This is a genomic window from Pseudoalteromonas sp. PA2MD11 (assembly GCF_017808125.1).
Lineage (GTDB): Bacteria > Pseudomonadota > Gammaproteobacteria > Enterobacterales > Alteromonadaceae > Pseudoalteromonas > Pseudoalteromonas simplex.
In genome coordinates this window covers 20,579-36,811 of record NZ_JADKNF010000011.1, presented here as the reverse complement: position 1 = coordinate 36,811, position 16,233 = coordinate 20,579, and the positions used below count along the sequence as shown (strand labels likewise).

The following is a 16,233-nucleotide window of genomic DNA, read 5'->3' as shown; positions in this document are numbered from 1 at the left end:
AACAGGCGCTAAATTGAACATACATGTCGATGAAAAATAATAGTAGACTATACTATCTCTGTATTAGGTGTTTAGGGTGAAATATGTCAGGTGTTCTTGCTTCTGTTGATAAGCGTACGCAACTGGTCGGTGAAAACCGCTTAGAGCTTTTGCTATTTTACCTTCACAGCCGTCACTTATTTGCTCTAAATGTGTTTAAAGTTAAAGAAGTAGTAAAGCTGCCACCAATTAGCAAGATCCCTCATGCGCACCCAAAAGTATCGGGGGTAGTCAATATACGCGGTGAATCAATTCCGGTTATTGACTTACGCAAGGCGATTAATATGCCTGAAGCTAAAAACATCGAAGATACAAACCTAGTTATCACTGAATACAACCGCACTGTGCAAGGCTTTTTAATTGGTAAAGTTGATCAGATCATTAATATGACATGGTCAGATATCATGCCACCGCCAACCGCAATTGGTAAAAATCACTACCTAACAGCCTTAACTAAAGTAAAACGCGATGGCCAAGAACATCTAGTTGAAATTATCGATGTAGAAAAAGTGCTCGCCGAAATCGTTGAGTATGAAGTACAAATATCTAATGACATTCTTGATAAAAGTATCGTGAATGAATTTGCAGGCCGCAAAATTCTTCATGCCGATGATTCGCCAACGGCTCGTAAACAAGTAAGCGATACCTTGTCGCAACTTGGCATCGAAATCATACCTGCTCGTAACGGACTTGAAGCACTCGAAATGTTAAAAGGCTGGGCTGATCAAGGCAAAGATGTTGAGAAAGAATTACTCATGGTGATCACCGATGCAGAAATGCCGGCAATGGATGGCTACCGCTTAACACACGAAATTCGTAACGACAGCCGCATGAAAAACCTATATATCGTGCTTAACACATCTTTGAGTGGTAGCTTTAATCAAGCTTTAGTTGAGAAGGTTGGTTGTAATGCGTTTTTATCAAAGTTCCAGCCAATACTGCTAGTCGAAGAAGTTCAGGCTCGCTTAAAAGCGGTGCTTGAGCAAGATTCACAGTAATTAATTTTAGCATTTGTTTTTGAAGGCATAAGCTCAAGCAACGACGTCGCAATTTGCCAATCATCGTTATTCATGATTTATTGGCACTATCGATTCGACGACAACAATAAAAACCATGCTAAATCGCGTTGCTAAACCATTCACTAATCTAGTAGAGCGTTATCTACCCGACCCATTTGTATTTGTTATATTACTCACTTTGCTGAGCTTTATCGTTGCGAGCCTCTTTACGCCATCAACGCCCACGCAAGTGCTCGCGGCTTGGGGTGGTGGTTTTTGGAACCTGCTACAATTCGCCATGCAAATGTTGCTGGTGCTGCTAACGGGCTACATGCTAGCGAGTACCCCGGTGATGCGCAGCATACTCAACAAGCTTGCGACTTTCGCCAACAGCTCTGCCAAAGCGATTATACTCGTTACGCTCGTGTCATTATTGGCTAGCTGGCTAAATTGGGGCTTCGGTTTAGTTATTGGCGCTTTGTTCGCCAAAGCAATTGCGAAACAAACCCGCGTTGATTACCGTTTGTTAGTAGCCAGTGCCTATTCAGGTTTTATTGTTTGGCATGCTGGCTTAGCCGGTTCAGTGCCGCTGACCATCGCAACCGATGGCCACTTTGCACAGCAAAGCATTGGGGTGATAGGTACCGAAAACACAATTTTTTCGGCATTTAATATCGCTATTGTTGTGGGCTTGTTTATTATCATGCCGTTGGTAAATCGCTATATGCTGCCAAGCGAAAAAGATAGTGTTTATGTTGACCCCGCAAAGCTTGATGATGAAACGCAGCAAATAGCAACACCCACCCGCCCTGCCGAAGTCATAGAACATAGTCGTTTGCTTGGTATGGGAGTAGGTGCCGTTGGTCTTGCCTATTTATTTTATTATTTTGTGTTAAACGGAGGCGGCTTAAACTTAAATAGCGTGATCGCAATTTTCTTATTTAGCGCAATTTTACTGCATCAAACACCGCATAATTTACTTAGCAGCTTACAGCAAGCAATCCCTAGTGGCGCTGGCATTGTGATTCAATTTCCATTTTATGCCGGGATCATGGCGATTATGGTAAAAACGGGACTTGCTCAACAAATATCTGAAGGGTTTATTGCCATTGCAACAGCCGAAACACTGCCATTTTGGAGCTTTTTAAGTGCAGGGTTTGTGAATATATTTGTGCCGTCAGGCGGCGGCCAATGGGCAGTGCAAGCGCCGATTGTTATTCCAGCCGCACAAACACTTGGCGCGGATATGCCACGGGTTGCTATGGCTGTCGCATGGGGCGATGCTTGGACTAACCTTATTCAGCCGTTCTGGGCACTCCCCGTACTTGCTATTGCCGGCTTAAAAGCAAAAGACATCATGGGATTTTGCCTTGTGCAGCTGATTATCACTGGCGTGTTTATATCGTTAATGCTGAGTTTTTACCCTTAAAAGCTTTATAAACATCACCTATTAGAGAGGGGCAAAAGCTCATAGCGAGAGTCCCTCTTCAAAACGGTTTGTTTACCAAAGGTAACCAAAACTCTCATTCGGTCTTAAATCACCGCCGAATCAGTACTTCATTCTACCAAAACAACAGTCTATCACTTAAAGTTAGAATCACTGCTCTCGCTTCTTTTATCTCTTTTTAATACAAAACAAACGATCTTAGAAACAACGAAGTACACTAAAATGAACGCAGATATATCGATAAAATAATCTACCAAGCTACTACTTTTTGAAATAGAAAAATCAAAAGTAAAAAAAGCCACTCTGGTTATGATGTAAGTGATAAAGAAAATTAATAAAAATTTTTTCATAAACAGAACTTTCAATAGCTAATAGTAGAGCAAACTCATCTAATCATTTCAGCATAAAAATAAGCGCGTAATAAAAGCTACTCACTTAAGCATGTGATAGTTACTAACCAGGTTACTATTCTTTAAATGATATTTAGATAAGGAGAACATTACTCCTTATCTAAAAAATAACTCAATCATCAGTTTCTGTTGGTACAGGCAAGTGTGGCATGCCAAACCCAGGCCTATCTTTCCTTTCAAAGTCTCCTTCATTAACTGTTGTATTCGATAACACTCCACCAATAACCAGTCCAATTTCAATTGTGGTTAATTCACGCATAATATACTCTCCATGTATTCGCATTTTTTGCCGGATTGTTAATAGGTTAGGCCGTTTCCGACAAAATTTAACGTGCCTAGCCTTTGCTTTAGTAGCTTGTAAAATACAAGCTACTAAAATCACATTCGATTACGCAGTTTCATTTTGAGCTACTGTACTTGTTAAAGCTCCACCTTGTAACTCAAACACTTTATCCGCCATATTGATAGTCTCTTGCCTGTGAGCAATCATTATTCGCGTCATCTCTAGGTGCTTAATTTGCTCACTGATTTTTGCTTCGTTCTCTTGATCTAAATGACTCGTTGCTTCATCCAAAAATAAGACGCTGGGAGATTGGTACAGCGCTCTGGCAAGTAATAACCGTTGAAGTTGTCCGCCGGATAAATTAGAACCCATATCGCCCACTAATGAGTTATAACCCATAGTCATTTTAGTAATATCACTATGAATTGCTGCATGACGAGCGCACTGTTCTATTTTTAAGTAATTGGGTTGTGGATCAAAGAAGCTAATATTATCGGCGATTGAGCCAGCTAATAGCGTGTCATCTTGCATTACTGCGGCTATTTGTTTGCGGTAATTTTTAAGGCCTAGTTGGGTAATATCCATGCCATCAAGTAATACTTTGCCTGATGTGGGTTGTAATAAACCCAACATGATTTTCATTAACGTCGTTTTACCCGCGCCAGACGGGCCAGTAATAGCAATAGACTCGCCTGAATTTAGCGTTAAATTTATATCTTTTAAAATAGGTGCTTGATCATCGCTATAACTAAAACTGATATTTTCAAGGCTAAGCTGACCTTTCACTTTATTGTCGCTACTCCCTCTATAGGTCAAGTCACCATCGCGATTCGCTTCTTGCTTAGTAAGCGCAATATCAGCGATACGGTCAAGGTGTAAGCGCATCATTTTAAATTGAATAATTTGCTCGATGAAATTTGCAAAGCGACTTGTTAGCTGATTTTTATAGGCTATAAATGCCAACACCATACCGACAGATAAGCTATTACTCATAACCAAAAGTGCAGCAAGGTAAATAACCACTACATTCTCAAGACCAAACAGTAGTTTATTAAAAGACTCAAAACTAATATTTAATCGCCCTAAACGTATTTCACTATTTATTACCTCAGCATAACGGTTTTGCCAAATACCTTGGCGCTGCGCTTCATTACCAAACAATTTAATTGTTTGCATACCACGAATGTTTTCTAAAAAGTTTGATTGCTCTTTAGCGGAGTTTTGAATCATTTCTTCTGTAGCTTGATGTAGTGGTCGATACAGCACTAAGCGTACAAGCGTATAAAGGGTAATTGCGCCTACAACAACAGCTGTCAGCTTGAGTGAGTAAATCAACATCATAATCAATACGGTGATAGCCATAACGCCATCAACAAATGTTTCTACAAACCCTGTGGTAATACGTTCACGTATTTGTGCTAGTGAGCCAAAACGCGAAACAATATCGCCAATGTGGCGGGATTCAAAGTAGTTCATGGGAAGGCGCAGTAAATGGCGTAATAGATTAACCCCCATTTGCATGTTTAGCAGACTCGAAAGCCTTAAAATCAACCAACTCCGCACTGCATTAGTAATAACTGAAATGATCGTAATTAATGCAAAGCCTAGCGCAAGCACCGTGAGCAAAGACTCATCAAAGCTCACCAACACTTCATCCACGACCCACTGCATATAATAGGGTGTCATCAGTGCAAATAGCTGTAAAACCAGCGACAGCGCAATTAATTTTATTAAGCCAGTTTTTAGACCAGTAACAGCACTCCAAAGCTGACTAAACCTCATTCGTGCCTGTTCTTGTTTAGCTTCGAACTTACTAGTTGGAGTTAGCTCCAAACAAATACCGGTAAAGTGCTTACTAAATTCCTCGCTATTTAAATTGCGTTTACCAAGAGCAGGGTCGTTAATTGCAAATTTAGCTGAAGCTCCTTTACCAGAAACTTTTGTCAGTACCACAAAGTGATTCATATCCCAATGCAATATACAGGGAGTCTGCAGTTTATGTACTTCTTCAAATGGACACTGTAACGCACGACTCGCTAATCCTAAGCTATCCCCCAGCTCAATTAGCTGCTGTAAACTCATCCCCTTTAGGTTCGCCGAAAAGCGCTTTCGCATTGCTGGCATATCAAGTTGATGGCCGTGATAGCAGGCCACCATAGCCATAGAAGCGAGACCGCATTCAGCAATTTCGGATTGAAGGATTAAGGGAGGGGTCGAGTAAATTTTAAAATTTATCTTATGTTGACTCAATGACTGCCCCCCTTTAACTCTAAGAGATAAGAAACAACCGCATATGTAACTCCAAATACCACTGCTATAATAATCATTAATTGAGTTTCATTGGCCTCTAATAAGTATCCGAAAATAAATAGCGCCAGACAAACACTTAAGAAGCAAACTATCAATCTTGCAAAACTCAAAAAAAACAGTGTTTTTGCTGATTGTACAGCACCTCCTTTCCATCTTTCATACAAAACAGTAAAAATTACAGCAAAAAAAATAGGGGTTAGTATTTCAAATAAAAATATCATATATACTCCTCAAATTGAGCCTCTCTAAATTGAGAGGCTCAATTTTTTGCTATGGTTGCTAAACGTACTTATTATATAGTTTTTTAGCAGCACTACCCAGAGCTATACCTGCTAACAACGCAGGCAAAAACCCACCATACACTTGTTTTATATCGCTTTTATTTAGTTCTTTCATGATTACCTCCTACGGCTCACTCAGCCAACCGATCGCCCCACCAATCGCTCCACCAATTATCTTTGAGCCAAACCTTCTAGCTATAAAACCACCAGCAAACCAAATAATTGGCGCTAAACCACCATTTACTTCATGAATTTCATTTACATTTAATTCGCGCATATCTATGCTCCAAATTTGTATAGCTGATTATTTATATCTATCATCAGCGGTTGTTGATTGCTTATTTTTAAAATAAGCGGTTAATCGGCTGGCTTTAGCTGCTCGCTAAAGTTAACTAAAGTCAGCCACTCTATTCTCTGCTTAATAATGCTCATTACGGCAAATAAACAGATGAATTTTGCTTGTTCTCAGAATAAATTCCGACCTACATCTAACTATTAACTCACGCGTCCCTTAAGGCTATACAGCGGCTCGAGTAACCATTCAATCAATGTGCGCTGCTCTAACATTATGTCTGCCTCAAACAGCATGCCGCTTTTTAACGCAAAGGCCTTTCCATACGCAGACATTTGCTGCTGACTTAACGTAGCCCTAAGTCGATATACTGGCTCTTGCAATGTAATAGGTAACCGCACTTCGTTTGGTGTAATAAGTGCCTTATCAATACGGCTAATTGTGCTATTGATAAAACCAAATCGTTGATATGGAAAGGCATCAAAACGTAACCGAGTTTCGTTGCCTATTTCTATAAACCCTACGGAGCGCGTTGGTAATAGTAATTCAGCAACTAACTCAGAACCCTCAGGTATAATATGCAGTAAAAGCTTTGCTTGGCTTAACACCTCTCCTTCGACTACTTGAATGCCTGTAACAACACCATTATTGCTAGCCGTAATTGTGTAGCTATAGTTGCTTTTTAACTGCGATAGTTGGTTTTGTGTATCTGAAATTTCTCGTTTTAAGTTACTGATGCGAAGTGCATATTGTTGTGGAACGTTAGCAAGATTAAAGCGTAATTGACTCAGTTGATTATTCTGCTGCATCAGTATTCGAGCTAAGTTTTGCTTTTCTTGCTTAACATCGAGTAAAGCTTGTTGTTGCTGCTCACGCTCTATATTCGATAAAAAGCCACTCTTATTAAGCTGGTTGAAATTGGCTTGTTGACTTTGCAATAGGTCAAGCTTTTCATCTGCGAGTGTTAATTGACTTTGTAGTGCAAGCTTTTCTTCATTTAAAAGCGTTTGCTGTGCTTCAAGGTTAAGTATTTCTTGTTTTTGCAACACTTTCGTTTGCATAACCTCATGATTCAAAAGTTTAATTTGCTCTGTTAATTGTTCAACTAATTGTGAACTGAGATCTAAACCTTGACTATCATTTTGCTGAACAACAATTGAAGCAAGTGCTTGCCCCTTAATGACAAAGTCACCTTCTTTTACATGAAGCTTTTCAATTGTTCCGCCTTGATTAGCAAAACTCTGAATGACGCCTTTACTAGGCATGAGAAAACCACGAACGGTTTCTTTGCGGGAATATTCTGCTGTAAAAAGAAATACTATAATCGCAACTGCAACAGAGCTTAAGGTTACAACAGTTAATTTAATCGATAATGGTTGCGCTAAGGTAATTACGCCAGTTAAACGTTCACTTTGTTGTGCAACCGCTTCCTTTCTAAACAAGCTCATAACAAAATCCTTTTGCTATATCTCTTGAATTTAAAATTAGCGGGACACTCTAATTTTTGTAAATCAGAATTTTCCTAAATATGAATCGCATCACAAATTGAAGGTTTAATTACTAAAATAAAGTAGAAAAATAATTAAAATATATTAATTAAATTTAAGCACTAAGCTGAATATAACTTAGTGCTTAAATATTAATTAACTTGCTAAGATCTTCATTGGTAAGCTTAGGATTGGGCTTTGTGAGTCGGCAAAGTGCATCATCACCGCAACGTGACCTGCAACAACCAGTGCGTACATTACTGCTGAAAAACCTTGCCCGTAAGTATCAAGAGGAATGAGGTGTGAGTAGTGACGCCCGCGCCACTCAAAGATAATCTCAAGTGCCCCTACAAATAAGAAAAACACCAGTAGCATCAAGCCAAAGGTGTAACTCAGCCACAAGCCAAATAACACACCTAATAAACATACACTTAGGCCTATCCATGAACGCATCGAAAAACTAATGCTTTTAAGTACATGGCCACCATCCAAGGGCAGAATAGGTAACAAGTTAAATAGGTTTAACAGTGCACTGAGTACCGCCACACCGGCGAATATTTCCATTTCAGTGGCGTAGTAAAGCACCACTCCTAGCACAGAGGTAATTAAGCCAAAAGCGGGCCCCATGAGTGAGATCACCACGTCTTGCCATCGCGTGGTAATTTTATCATCAGAAACAGCCAAACCACCGACAAAGGGAATAAGGTAAATACCTTTCGTTTTAATGCCAAAATATTTCATTGCGCGCACATGACCGTATTCATGCACCACCAAGCAAGCAATTAGCATCAAGGCAAACTCGATTGAGAATAACCACGCATAGCCTGCCACCGAAGCACCCGCTAAAGCCGCTTTCACGACTTTTGCACTTTTGAATAATTTAAAGCCTAGTGCCAGCAAACCAATAATGCCGCGTTTTGGTTCAGCTTCTTGTAACTCAGGTAAAGCAAGTTGGCTCACCTGCTGCTGGTTAACAAAGATTGCTAAGCTTTTTTCGTGCACTTTACTAGTATCAAGGCCAATACGCTGCCCCTGAAAATCAAACTCATAAAGATCTGACTCTGGACTATCAAAGGCAATTGCTTGTTGATGATGAAAAAGCTGAATTAACTGTGAGCCGCTTAAATGCAAAATAAAGGTTTCGTCTGCGAGGCTCAGCTGAAGTCTGACCATAGTTCTTATAAATACGAATAAAAAGTGCGGCTATTATACTGAGGCCTTACAAAATTACGAATTTCCTTTAGGTACAAGGAGGTATATTTTTCGCACCACAAAACAAGCAAAAAACATGACGAAATACCGTTTATCTACTACTTTTAACTATAGCGTTCTTGTTCATGGAGTGAATATGGTGAAGTCAAATAGACACATTCTCGTCGTAGATGATTCGAAAGCAATTTTAATTGTCATGCATGCTATTTTGAATGAGCTCGAAGTCCCTCATATCACCACCAGCTTAAGTGCTGAGGAAGCACTAGAAAAAATAAAAAAAGCCCCGAAATACTTTGATGCTGTTTTTACTGATCTCAATATGCCAGACATGGATGGCATGGAACTTATCCGCCATTTAGGTGCCATGAAATACCAAGGTGCAATTGCCATTATTTCTGAGATGGATCCTAAGGTTATAGACCTAGCTGCAGACTTAGCTCGCAAGCATAACGCTCACTTAATTGGTAATGTTTCTAAGCCAGTACAATTAAATCAAGTTTACTTACTACTTCAAAAGTTGGAACACTTTGCTATTCATGTTGAACGAACTCAGGCGCCTATTTCTGAATCATTACTACTGCATGCTATCAGCCACAATGAAGTGATCCCGTTTTATCAGCCTAAAATTAATCGTCATGACAACCGGGTTGAAAGTATTGAAGTATTAGCACGGATCAACACGCGTCAAGAACAAGAAATCATTTTGCCCGAACGCTTTATTTGTGTTGCTGAAGATTTGGACTTGATAAACCTTATTACTTTTCAATTATTTGAAAAAGCCACTAGCGATTTTATTGAAATAAAGGAAAACTTTGATCAAAACTTAAAGCTCGCTTTCAATTTATCACCCTCGCAACTAGAAGACTTAAGCTGCCCAGATAAACTTGCGTTAATCTTACACTTAAATAATTTAACTCCAAGTGAAATCATCCTCGAAATCACTGAGCAGTATGCACTTAGAAGTGCGGCACAGCTCGAAACACTCAACCGTTTACGAATGCGCGGTTTTGGTATTTCGCTCGATGACTTTGGTACTGGCTTTACTAATGTTCAACAACTCAAAACATTACCGTTTACCGAAATTAAGATCGATCGCACCCTGATTAGCAATATTGAAACCGATCAGTTTTCCCAAGTGATTGTTAGTAGCTTAGTGAATATAGCGATACAAGAAGATCTCGCTATTGTAGCCGAGGGCATTGAGCGAGTGGAAGAACTCGAATACCTCGACCGCTACAAAGAGTTTATTCTTATGCAGGGCTTTTTGCTGTGCCGCCCGAAAGCTAAAGAAGACTTTTTAAATTGGTCACTCTCATGGCGACAAATGGTAAAAACCGCAGCGGGGCATCGCCGCTAAGGTTGACGCTTATCGTCACTGACGATGGTATTACTCGATGCTAAACGTTGTCGCCAACGCTGTTTGGCGACTTTTTGCATATTAGCTGATTGATCGTGCTCATCAACAATTTCGAGCCCCATTAATGCTTCGATTAAATCTTCAAGGGTGACAATACCTTGCACATCACCGTATTCATCCACGACTAAACAAATATGCGTGCGCTCAGACAGTAAGGTTTCAAGTAAGGTCGGCACATGCAAGGTTTCTGGTACGGTGTAAATAGGCTTAACGAGCTTGCTAATTTTATAGTCTTCACCTAGACGATGATAAGCCAGCATAATGTCATTTTTATGCACAAAACCAATAATATCATCACCATTTTTGTCATAAACCAATACCCGAGAAAACGAAGAAGAACCATGCTCCGCCAAGTATTGGTTTACAGTTAAATCTTTATGTACTTTAAAAAGCACCGTACGTGGTGTCATTAAGGTATCGAGTTTGGCATGACGAAAATGCAGCAGGCTGCGAATGATTTCAGATTCATCTTGCCCAAGGGCTCCTGATTCAGTACCAATATCAGCCATGGCTTCAATTTCTTGGCGAATATAATAGGCTTCATCGTAATTACGCCCTAAAAAGCGCGTTAAAATATCTGCAAACCACACAAAGGGTTTTAGAATAAACACCAACCAAATTAGGCTCACACTAACAATGGGTGTTAATCCTCGCCAATAATTAGCCCCTAATGTTTTAGGGATAATTTCAGAAAGCACCAGAACCAATAGCGTCATAATTGCAGAGGCAACGCCAACCGCAGCATCTGAAAACACTACTGCAGCTTGTGCGCCAACACCAGCGGCACCTGCTGTGTGCGCTATGGTATTTAACGTGAGTATTGCCGCCAACGGTTGGTCTATGTTGTCTTTAAGCTTACCAACACGTTTTGCCAATTGTGGTTGCTGTTTTCTGAGCATGGCAACATAACTTGGTGTAATACTTAACAGTACTGCCTCCATCACTGAGCACAAAAACGAAACCGCAATGGCAACAAACATATAAACAAGTAACAATGTCACTGTAAGCCCTCTTAAAAAGTTAACCTGCTCACCATAGCAATTGAACACCACAAGCTCAAACCAGACTGCAATCTAACGCAGAGCACTTTTTGGGTAATTTGCAGCGTGCTATATTGGTTTAAATTACCTTCAACAGGCGAAACTATGACACTTTCAACTACTTGGCTAAGCCAATCAGCCAAGCTAAAAACAACATTTAGTGCATTAGCGTTATGTGCGTTAAGCAATACTGCGATGGCCGCTGCCATTGATAAATCAGCGGTGCAATTTATTGGCCCTCTTGGCGAAAATATGCAACTTAAGCCATATCAAACGGATCATCGCGATGCCATTATTGCTAACCTACTACCTAGCTTGCAAAAAAGCGGCGATAGCATACGCGTATTTGGCGATGAGCTTGACTGGCAATCATTCGATAAAGTGAGTGCGCTAACACTTGGTGGTTTACAGGCACTCAAATTTACCGCCTCAACTGAACGTTTTAGCCAAGGCTCATTAACACTTAAAGGCATTGAAAACGCACAGCTATTTATTGATGGTGAAAAGCAAACAGAAAAAAATAAAAGCTATGAGCTAGCTTTAAGCCAAGGCGATCATCAGTTTGTTATCATCACTGAGCAAGTAGCCAACTGGAATGAGGTTGAGCTTGATTTTACGGCTAAGTCAGAACTAGATACTGTGCAATTTAGCGCTAAACAACAACACGGTTTGTCTGCTAAGCAATTATTTGATGCGCCAACAGTCAATTATATTTCAATGGCACCAAATGGTGATTACTTCATTACTAGCCAACGTCATTACGAAGATGCAACCGCTAATCAAGCGCAATATGTTACTGAACTTAAAGACGAAAAAAACAATACACTTTATCGCTTTGAGTCAGCCCAACCAAGTAACATTACTTGGAGCCCAGATAGCAAAAGTTTAGTGTATTTATTAAATGGCGAGCTTAAGCGTTTAAACCTAAAAACCATGCAACTTAGCGTCATTGCTAGAAACCTCTCTGGTGCGAATAGCTTTCAGTTTTTTGATAACAACAGCTTAATTTTTAGTTGGTCAAAGTCTCCAACAGACAATGGCAAGCTCACTAAGCATTACCAAGGCCTGCAAGACCGTTGGTCTTATGCTCGTACTACATCGCAAGTCTATTTACTCGATATACCAACAGGTCTTAGCAAAATCTTAAGCCAAGGCCCACTTAGCCATTCACTTGAAGATTTTGACGCTAAAAGCGGTCGCGTCTTAATGAGCCGCTCAGCACAAGCAATGCAGCTATCACCACAGCCAACAACAGAACTTGTTGAGCTAAACCTAGCTACATCGGCTCTTACGGTACTTGGTCAATACAATACATTTAATCAGGCTAAATATACTGACGACGGAATTTATGTCACTGCCGGACCAGATTTTAATAATGGCTTAGGTCGTAATCTTCCTGAAGGAATGCTTGCTAATAACTATGACGGTCAACTTTATTTACTCAGCCGTGACGGTAAAAAGGCAAGAGCGCTAAGTAAAGAGTTTAACCCGGCTATCGGCCAGTTAAACGTACTTAAAAACGGTGATGCGCTTATTAAAGTGACCGAGCAAGATACCGTACAACTTTATCAATTCGACTTAAGCAAAAAGCGTTTTAATAAAGTGAATACGGGTTTTGATGTTGTTGAGCAAGTTAGCTACTCACACGAACGCACCCCGCGCATTTTGGTTACCGGCACCACTGCGTCAACACCTCAGCAGTTAAAACAACTAAGCTTAGGTAAAGGTCGCGCTAAAGTAATGTGGGACTCTAAGCCAATTGGCTATGAAAATACACAAGTAGCCTCATTGGAAGAGTTTAACTTTACTAATAAAGATGGTATTGAAATTAAGGGTCGCGTTTATTTACCCCATGATTTAGATAGCAATAAACAATATCCTGCGCTGGTTTATTATTATGGCGGTACATCGCCAGTAACTCGTGGTTTTACCGGTCGCTACCCATTTAACCTATGGGCTGAGCATGGCTATGTTGTTTACGTTGTACAACCTACTGGCGCAACCGGCTTTGGCCAAGAATTTTCGGCTAAACACGTCAACGCATGGGGTGAATACACCGCCAACGACATCATCGACGGCACAAAAGCCTTTTTAGATAAATATAGCTTTGTAGATAGTAAACGTGTGGGTAATTTAGGAGCCTCTTACGGTGGCTTTATGACCATGCTACTCGCAACTAAAACAGATATGTTCAGTGCATCGATTGCTCATGCTGGAATTTCAAACATCACCTCGTACTGGGGCCAAGGCTGGTGGGGTTACTTATACTCAGCTGAAGCATCTAAAAATAGCTTCCCGTGGAACAATCCTACACTTTACAGCCAACACAGCCCGGTTTTTCATGCTGACAAAGTAACAACGCCGTTATTACTCCTTCATGGTGATTCGGATACCAACGTACCGGTTGGTGAAAGTCACAATATGTACACGGCATTAAAGTTATTAGGTAAAGATGTTGACCTGATTGAGTATAAAGGCGCAGATCACCAAATTTTTGCTCGTGATAAACGTTTCGACTGGTGGAATACCATGCTGGCTTATTTCGATAAAAATTTAAAAGATCAGCCGCAATGGTGGCAATACCTTTATCCTGAAAAGTAGTTTAATCCCTTGGCTGGGCACTGTGTGAGTGCTCAGCTTTCATCCTTTTCAACTATCGCTAAGCCATTAAATTGTAAGAAATAGTTATAAACCTTATCATGACTCTTCTCAGCCTTTGCCATACAGTGCTAACATTACAACAAATCAAGTGTGAAATTAAAGCGAATGACTATTCAAGTTTTATTGGTTGAAGACGACGAACTACTCGTTAAACGCATTCTTAATCATTTTAATGAAACTGAGTTTAATATTGAGGTAGATTCAACGGGTGCAGATGCATTAAGCATTGTACAATCGCGTGCTTCATCAAAAAAAGCAATCTCTTTAGCCGTTATCGACATTGTGTTACCAAAACGCGATGGGCTTTTGCTTGCCAAAGAGCTTAATGCACTAACAGACATTGGCGTTATTGTGCTGTCTAGTCGTGACTCGCAAGCTGACCGTATTGCAGGTCTTGCACAAGGTGCCGATGACTATATTTGCAAGCCGGTTGACTTACTTGAACTTGAACTAAGAATGCGCGCTCTTTTCAAGCGTATAAAAGGCTCTCAGCAAGATGATGAGAGTGAAGAGTTTATTGAATATGCCGACTTTAAACTGCACCCAGATAACCGCACATTAGTGACCCCTAATGGTGAAGAGTCTCGTCTTACTGAAGCAGAACACAAGGTACTTATTTGCCTTATTGCAAATGCGGGTAAAGCGACATCACGTGAAAAAATTTCCGAAGAAATTGGTCAGCCTGACTGGAGCCCAAGCGATCGAACCGTTGATGTACTTATTGGCCGCTTACGTAAAAAACTCAGCGATGAAAAAGACCAAAAGCGTATCGTAACCGTTCGCGGTAAAGGCTACATGCTATCAATTTAAAAGCTCACTAAAACTGCGTTAATTGGCTTATTAGCCGTTCAAACGCACGATAATTCAACGCCTCTTTTAATTCATTTAAGGTAATCGCTGGCTGTGCTTTTAAGTCGCTAATGGTGCGTGCAACTTTAATAACACGATGATAAGAGCGTGGTGATAACGCCAGTTTTTCACTGGCTTTTGCTAAAAACTGCAGCTCAGCAGCTGCCAACTCACAATGAATGCTCATTTCTTTATTATTCAAGCGCGCATTCACTTTGCCCTGCCGGTTAAGTTGAATTGCATAAGCTCTTTCGACTCTGGCTCTTACTTGTTCACTGCTCTCTTCTACTTGCGTGCTCTGTAATTGGCTACTGGTGAGTCGCGGCAGCTCTATTTGTAAATCAATCCTATCGATAAATGGTCCAGATACTCGAGATAAGTACCGCAATACTTGATCTGGCGTTGCACGCTTATCAGTATGGCTTCCTGTGGGACTAGGGTTTAATGCGGCGATTAGCTGGAATTGCGATGGAAATTCCATTTGTCGGGCCGCTCGCGATATAGTCACCACGCCCGTTTCCATTGGTTCACGCAGTGAATCGAGCACTTTTCTCTCAAATTCGGGCAGCTCGTCTAAAAACAGTACGCCATTATGAGCAAGGGAGATTTCACCCGGTTTAGGATTTGAGGAACCACCAACAAGGGCAACAGCAGAGCAAGTATGATGTGGGTTTCTGAAGGGGCGTTCACGCCAATTCGATAAATCAACCGACTGACCAATTATCGAATATAATGCGGCAGTGCTTATTGCTTCATCATCAGACATAGTTGGCATAATCGTAGGCATACGCTGAGCAAGCATTGACTTGCCAGTACCTGGAGGGCCAAGAAACAATAAATTATGGCCTCCAGCAGCGGCTATTTCGAGTACCCTTTTGGCTCCAGGTTGGCCTTTCACATCACTTAAATCGAGTAGCGAGTCACGCTGCGGATGCTGCTCTGGATAACAAATATTAAGTGGCAGGGGTTGCTGATTTAATAAGTCATTCCAAACATCTTGTAAGGAGTAAACGGCCTTTCGAGAAACGCCCGAAACAAGGCTTGCAAGATTATCGTTTTCGGCGGGTAAAAAACAACAGCGCCCCTGCTCTTTCGCTCCTAACACCGAAGGCAAAATAGCATTCACCCCTCTTACCTCACCATTTAAAGCCAGTTCTCCGTAAAACTCATAACGATGAATATCGGGGCAGTTTATTTGCCCAGAGGCGACCAAGATACCCACTGCAATAGCCAAGTCAAAACGGCCACCCTCTTTAGGTAAATCAGCAGGCGCAAGGTTAACGGTTATTCGTTGGTCAGGAAAGCCAAACTGTGAGTTTTCGAGTGCGCTACGCACTCTATCTTTTGACTCTTTGACTGACGCTTCAGGCAAGCCAACGATATGAAAAGCAGGTAAGCCGTTGCCTAAGTGTACTTCTACAATCACTTCAGGAGCTTGCACACCTACTTGTGCACGAGAAAATATTCTAGCTAAAGACACGATCCATGATGTCCCTATCATTCATTC

13 protein-coding genes are annotated in these 16,233 nt (G+C 40.8%); 5 read left to right on the top strand and 8 right to left on the bottom strand.

All coding sequences use genetic code 11. From position 1 onward, the window contains the following. Positions 1-83: 83 nt before the first annotated feature. Positions 84-1,037, top strand: a complete 954-nt coding sequence (locus tag ISP07_RS12620) for a chemotaxis protein CheV (protein WP_054554500.1) — start codon at positions 84-86, stop codon at positions 1,035-1,037. A 115-nt stretch (positions 1,038-1,152) separates the two neighbouring features. After that, positions 1,153-2,466 carry a short-chain fatty acid transporter gene (locus ISP07_RS12615; RefSeq protein ID WP_199529973.1) on the top strand — a complete coding sequence of 438 codons (1,314 nt, stop codon included), beginning with the start codon at positions 1,153-1,155 and terminating at the stop codon, positions 2,464-2,466. A 540-nt stretch (positions 2,467-3,006) separates the two neighbouring features. On the opposite strand, the gene ISP07_RS12610 is transcribed toward ISP07_RS12615, so the two are convergent. The 6 genes from ISP07_RS12610 to ISP07_RS12585 form a co-directional block, all read right to left on the bottom strand. Continuing rightward, on the bottom strand, positions 3,007-3,153 hold the full coding sequence (locus ISP07_RS12610) for a hypothetical protein (protein ID WP_175078860.1): 147 nt from the start codon (positions 3,151-3,153) through the stop codon (positions 3,007-3,009). A gap of 129 nt (positions 3,154-3,282) precedes the next feature. After that, a complete protein-coding gene (locus ISP07_RS12605; RefSeq protein ID WP_209327832.1) occupies positions 3,283-5,427 on the bottom strand; it encodes a peptidase domain-containing ABC transporter in 2,145 nt (714 codons plus the stop codon). Continuing rightward, positions 5,424-5,708: a hypothetical protein gene (locus tag ISP07_RS12600; RefSeq protein ID WP_209327831.1), complete on the bottom strand. Its 285-nt coding sequence runs from the start codon at positions 5,706-5,708 to the stop codon at positions 5,424-5,426. Before ISP07_RS12600 ends, ISP07_RS12605 begins: the two co-directional genes overlap by 4 nt. Before the next feature lie 184 nt (positions 5,709-5,892). Further along, a complete protein-coding gene (locus tag ISP07_RS12595) occupies positions 5,893-6,045 on the bottom strand; it encodes a hypothetical protein (RefSeq protein WP_209327830.1) in 153 nt (50 codons plus the stop codon). Positions 6,046-6,263: 218 nt separating this feature from the next. Then, entirely contained in the window at positions 6,264-7,508 is a 1,245-nt protein-coding gene (locus tag ISP07_RS12590; protein ID WP_209327829.1) for an HlyD family efflux transporter periplasmic adaptor subunit, read from the bottom strand. A 195-nt stretch (positions 7,509-7,703) separates the two neighbouring features. Then, positions 7,704-8,720, bottom strand: a complete 1,017-nt coding sequence (locus tag ISP07_RS12585) for a metalloprotease (protein WP_209327828.1) — start codon at positions 8,718-8,720, stop codon at positions 7,704-7,706. 175 nt (positions 8,721-8,895) lie between these two features. On the opposite strand from ISP07_RS12585, the gene ISP07_RS12580 reads away from it, so the two are divergent. Then, complete coding sequence (locus tag ISP07_RS12580) at positions 8,896-10,116, top strand: EAL domain-containing protein (RefSeq protein ID WP_054554503.1); 1,221 nt, start codon at positions 8,896-8,898, stop codon at positions 10,114-10,116. Here ISP07_RS12580 and ISP07_RS12575 read toward each other — a convergent pair. Beyond that, entirely contained in the window at positions 10,113-11,177 is a 1,065-nt protein-coding gene (locus tag ISP07_RS12575) for a hemolysin family protein (RefSeq protein WP_209327827.1), read from the bottom strand. The two genes, ISP07_RS12580 and ISP07_RS12575, sit on opposite strands and share 4 nt — an antisense overlap. A 144-nt stretch (positions 11,178-11,321) precedes the next feature. Here ISP07_RS12575 and ISP07_RS12570 point away from each other — a divergent pair, with 144 nt between their 5' ends. Both ISP07_RS12570 and ISP07_RS12565 read left to right on the top strand, forming a co-directional pair. Beyond that, the gene (locus ISP07_RS12570) at positions 11,322-13,817 is read left to right on the top strand and encodes an alpha/beta hydrolase family protein (protein WP_209327826.1); all 2,496 of its coding nucleotides are present in this window, start codon (positions 11,322-11,324) and stop codon (positions 13,815-13,817) included. A 165-nt stretch (positions 13,818-13,982) separates the two neighbouring features. After that, the gene (locus tag ISP07_RS12565; protein ID WP_194442637.1) at positions 13,983-14,687 is read left to right on the top strand and encodes a response regulator transcription factor; all 705 of its coding nucleotides are present in this window, start codon (positions 13,983-13,985) and stop codon (positions 14,685-14,687) included. 7 nt (positions 14,688-14,694) lie between these two features. Here the strand turns inward: ISP07_RS12565 and ISP07_RS12560 are convergent, their stop codons facing one another. Next, a complete protein-coding gene (locus ISP07_RS12560) occupies positions 14,695-16,206 on the bottom strand; it encodes a YifB family Mg chelatase-like AAA ATPase (RefSeq protein WP_209327825.1) in 1,512 nt (503 codons plus the stop codon). Positions 16,207-16,233: the final 27 nt, after the last annotated feature.

What these genes read in the sequence shown, in the direction of transcription:
- ISP07_RS12620 (WP_054554500.1), top strand. Translation starts at nt 84, where the DNA reads ATGTCAGGTGTTCTTGCTTCTGTTGATAAGCGTACGCAACTGGTCGGT.
- ISP07_RS12615 (WP_199529973.1), top strand. Translation starts at nt 1,153, where the DNA reads ATGCTAAATCGCGTTGCTAAACCATTCACTAATCTAGTAGAGCGTTAT.
- ISP07_RS12610 (WP_175078860.1), bottom strand. Translation starts at nt 3,153, where the DNA reads ATGCGTGAATTAACCACAATTGAAATTGGACTGGTTATTGGTGGAGTG.
- ISP07_RS12600 (WP_209327831.1), bottom strand. Translation starts at nt 5,708, where the DNA reads ATGATATTTTTATTTGAAATACTAACCCCTATTTTTTTTGCTGTAATT.
- ISP07_RS12595 (WP_209327830.1), bottom strand. Translation starts at nt 6,045, where the DNA reads ATGCGCGAATTAAATGTAAATGAAATTCATGAAGTAAATGGTGGTTTA.
- ISP07_RS12590 (WP_209327829.1), bottom strand. Translation starts at nt 7,508, where the DNA reads ATGAGCTTGTTTAGAAAGGAAGCGGTTGCACAACAAAGTGAACGTTTA.
- ISP07_RS12585 (WP_209327828.1), bottom strand. Translation starts at nt 8,720, where the DNA reads ATGGTCAGACTTCAGCTGAGCCTCGCAGACGAAACCTTTATTTTGCAT.
- ISP07_RS12580 (WP_054554503.1), top strand. Translation starts at nt 8,896, where the DNA reads ATGGTGAAGTCAAATAGACACATTCTCGTCGTAGATGATTCGAAAGCA.
- ISP07_RS12570 (WP_209327826.1), top strand. Translation starts at nt 11,322, where the DNA reads ATGACACTTTCAACTACTTGGCTAAGCCAATCAGCCAAGCTAAAAACA.
- ISP07_RS12565 (WP_194442637.1), top strand. Translation starts at nt 13,983, where the DNA reads ATGACTATTCAAGTTTTATTGGTTGAAGACGACGAACTACTCGTTAAA.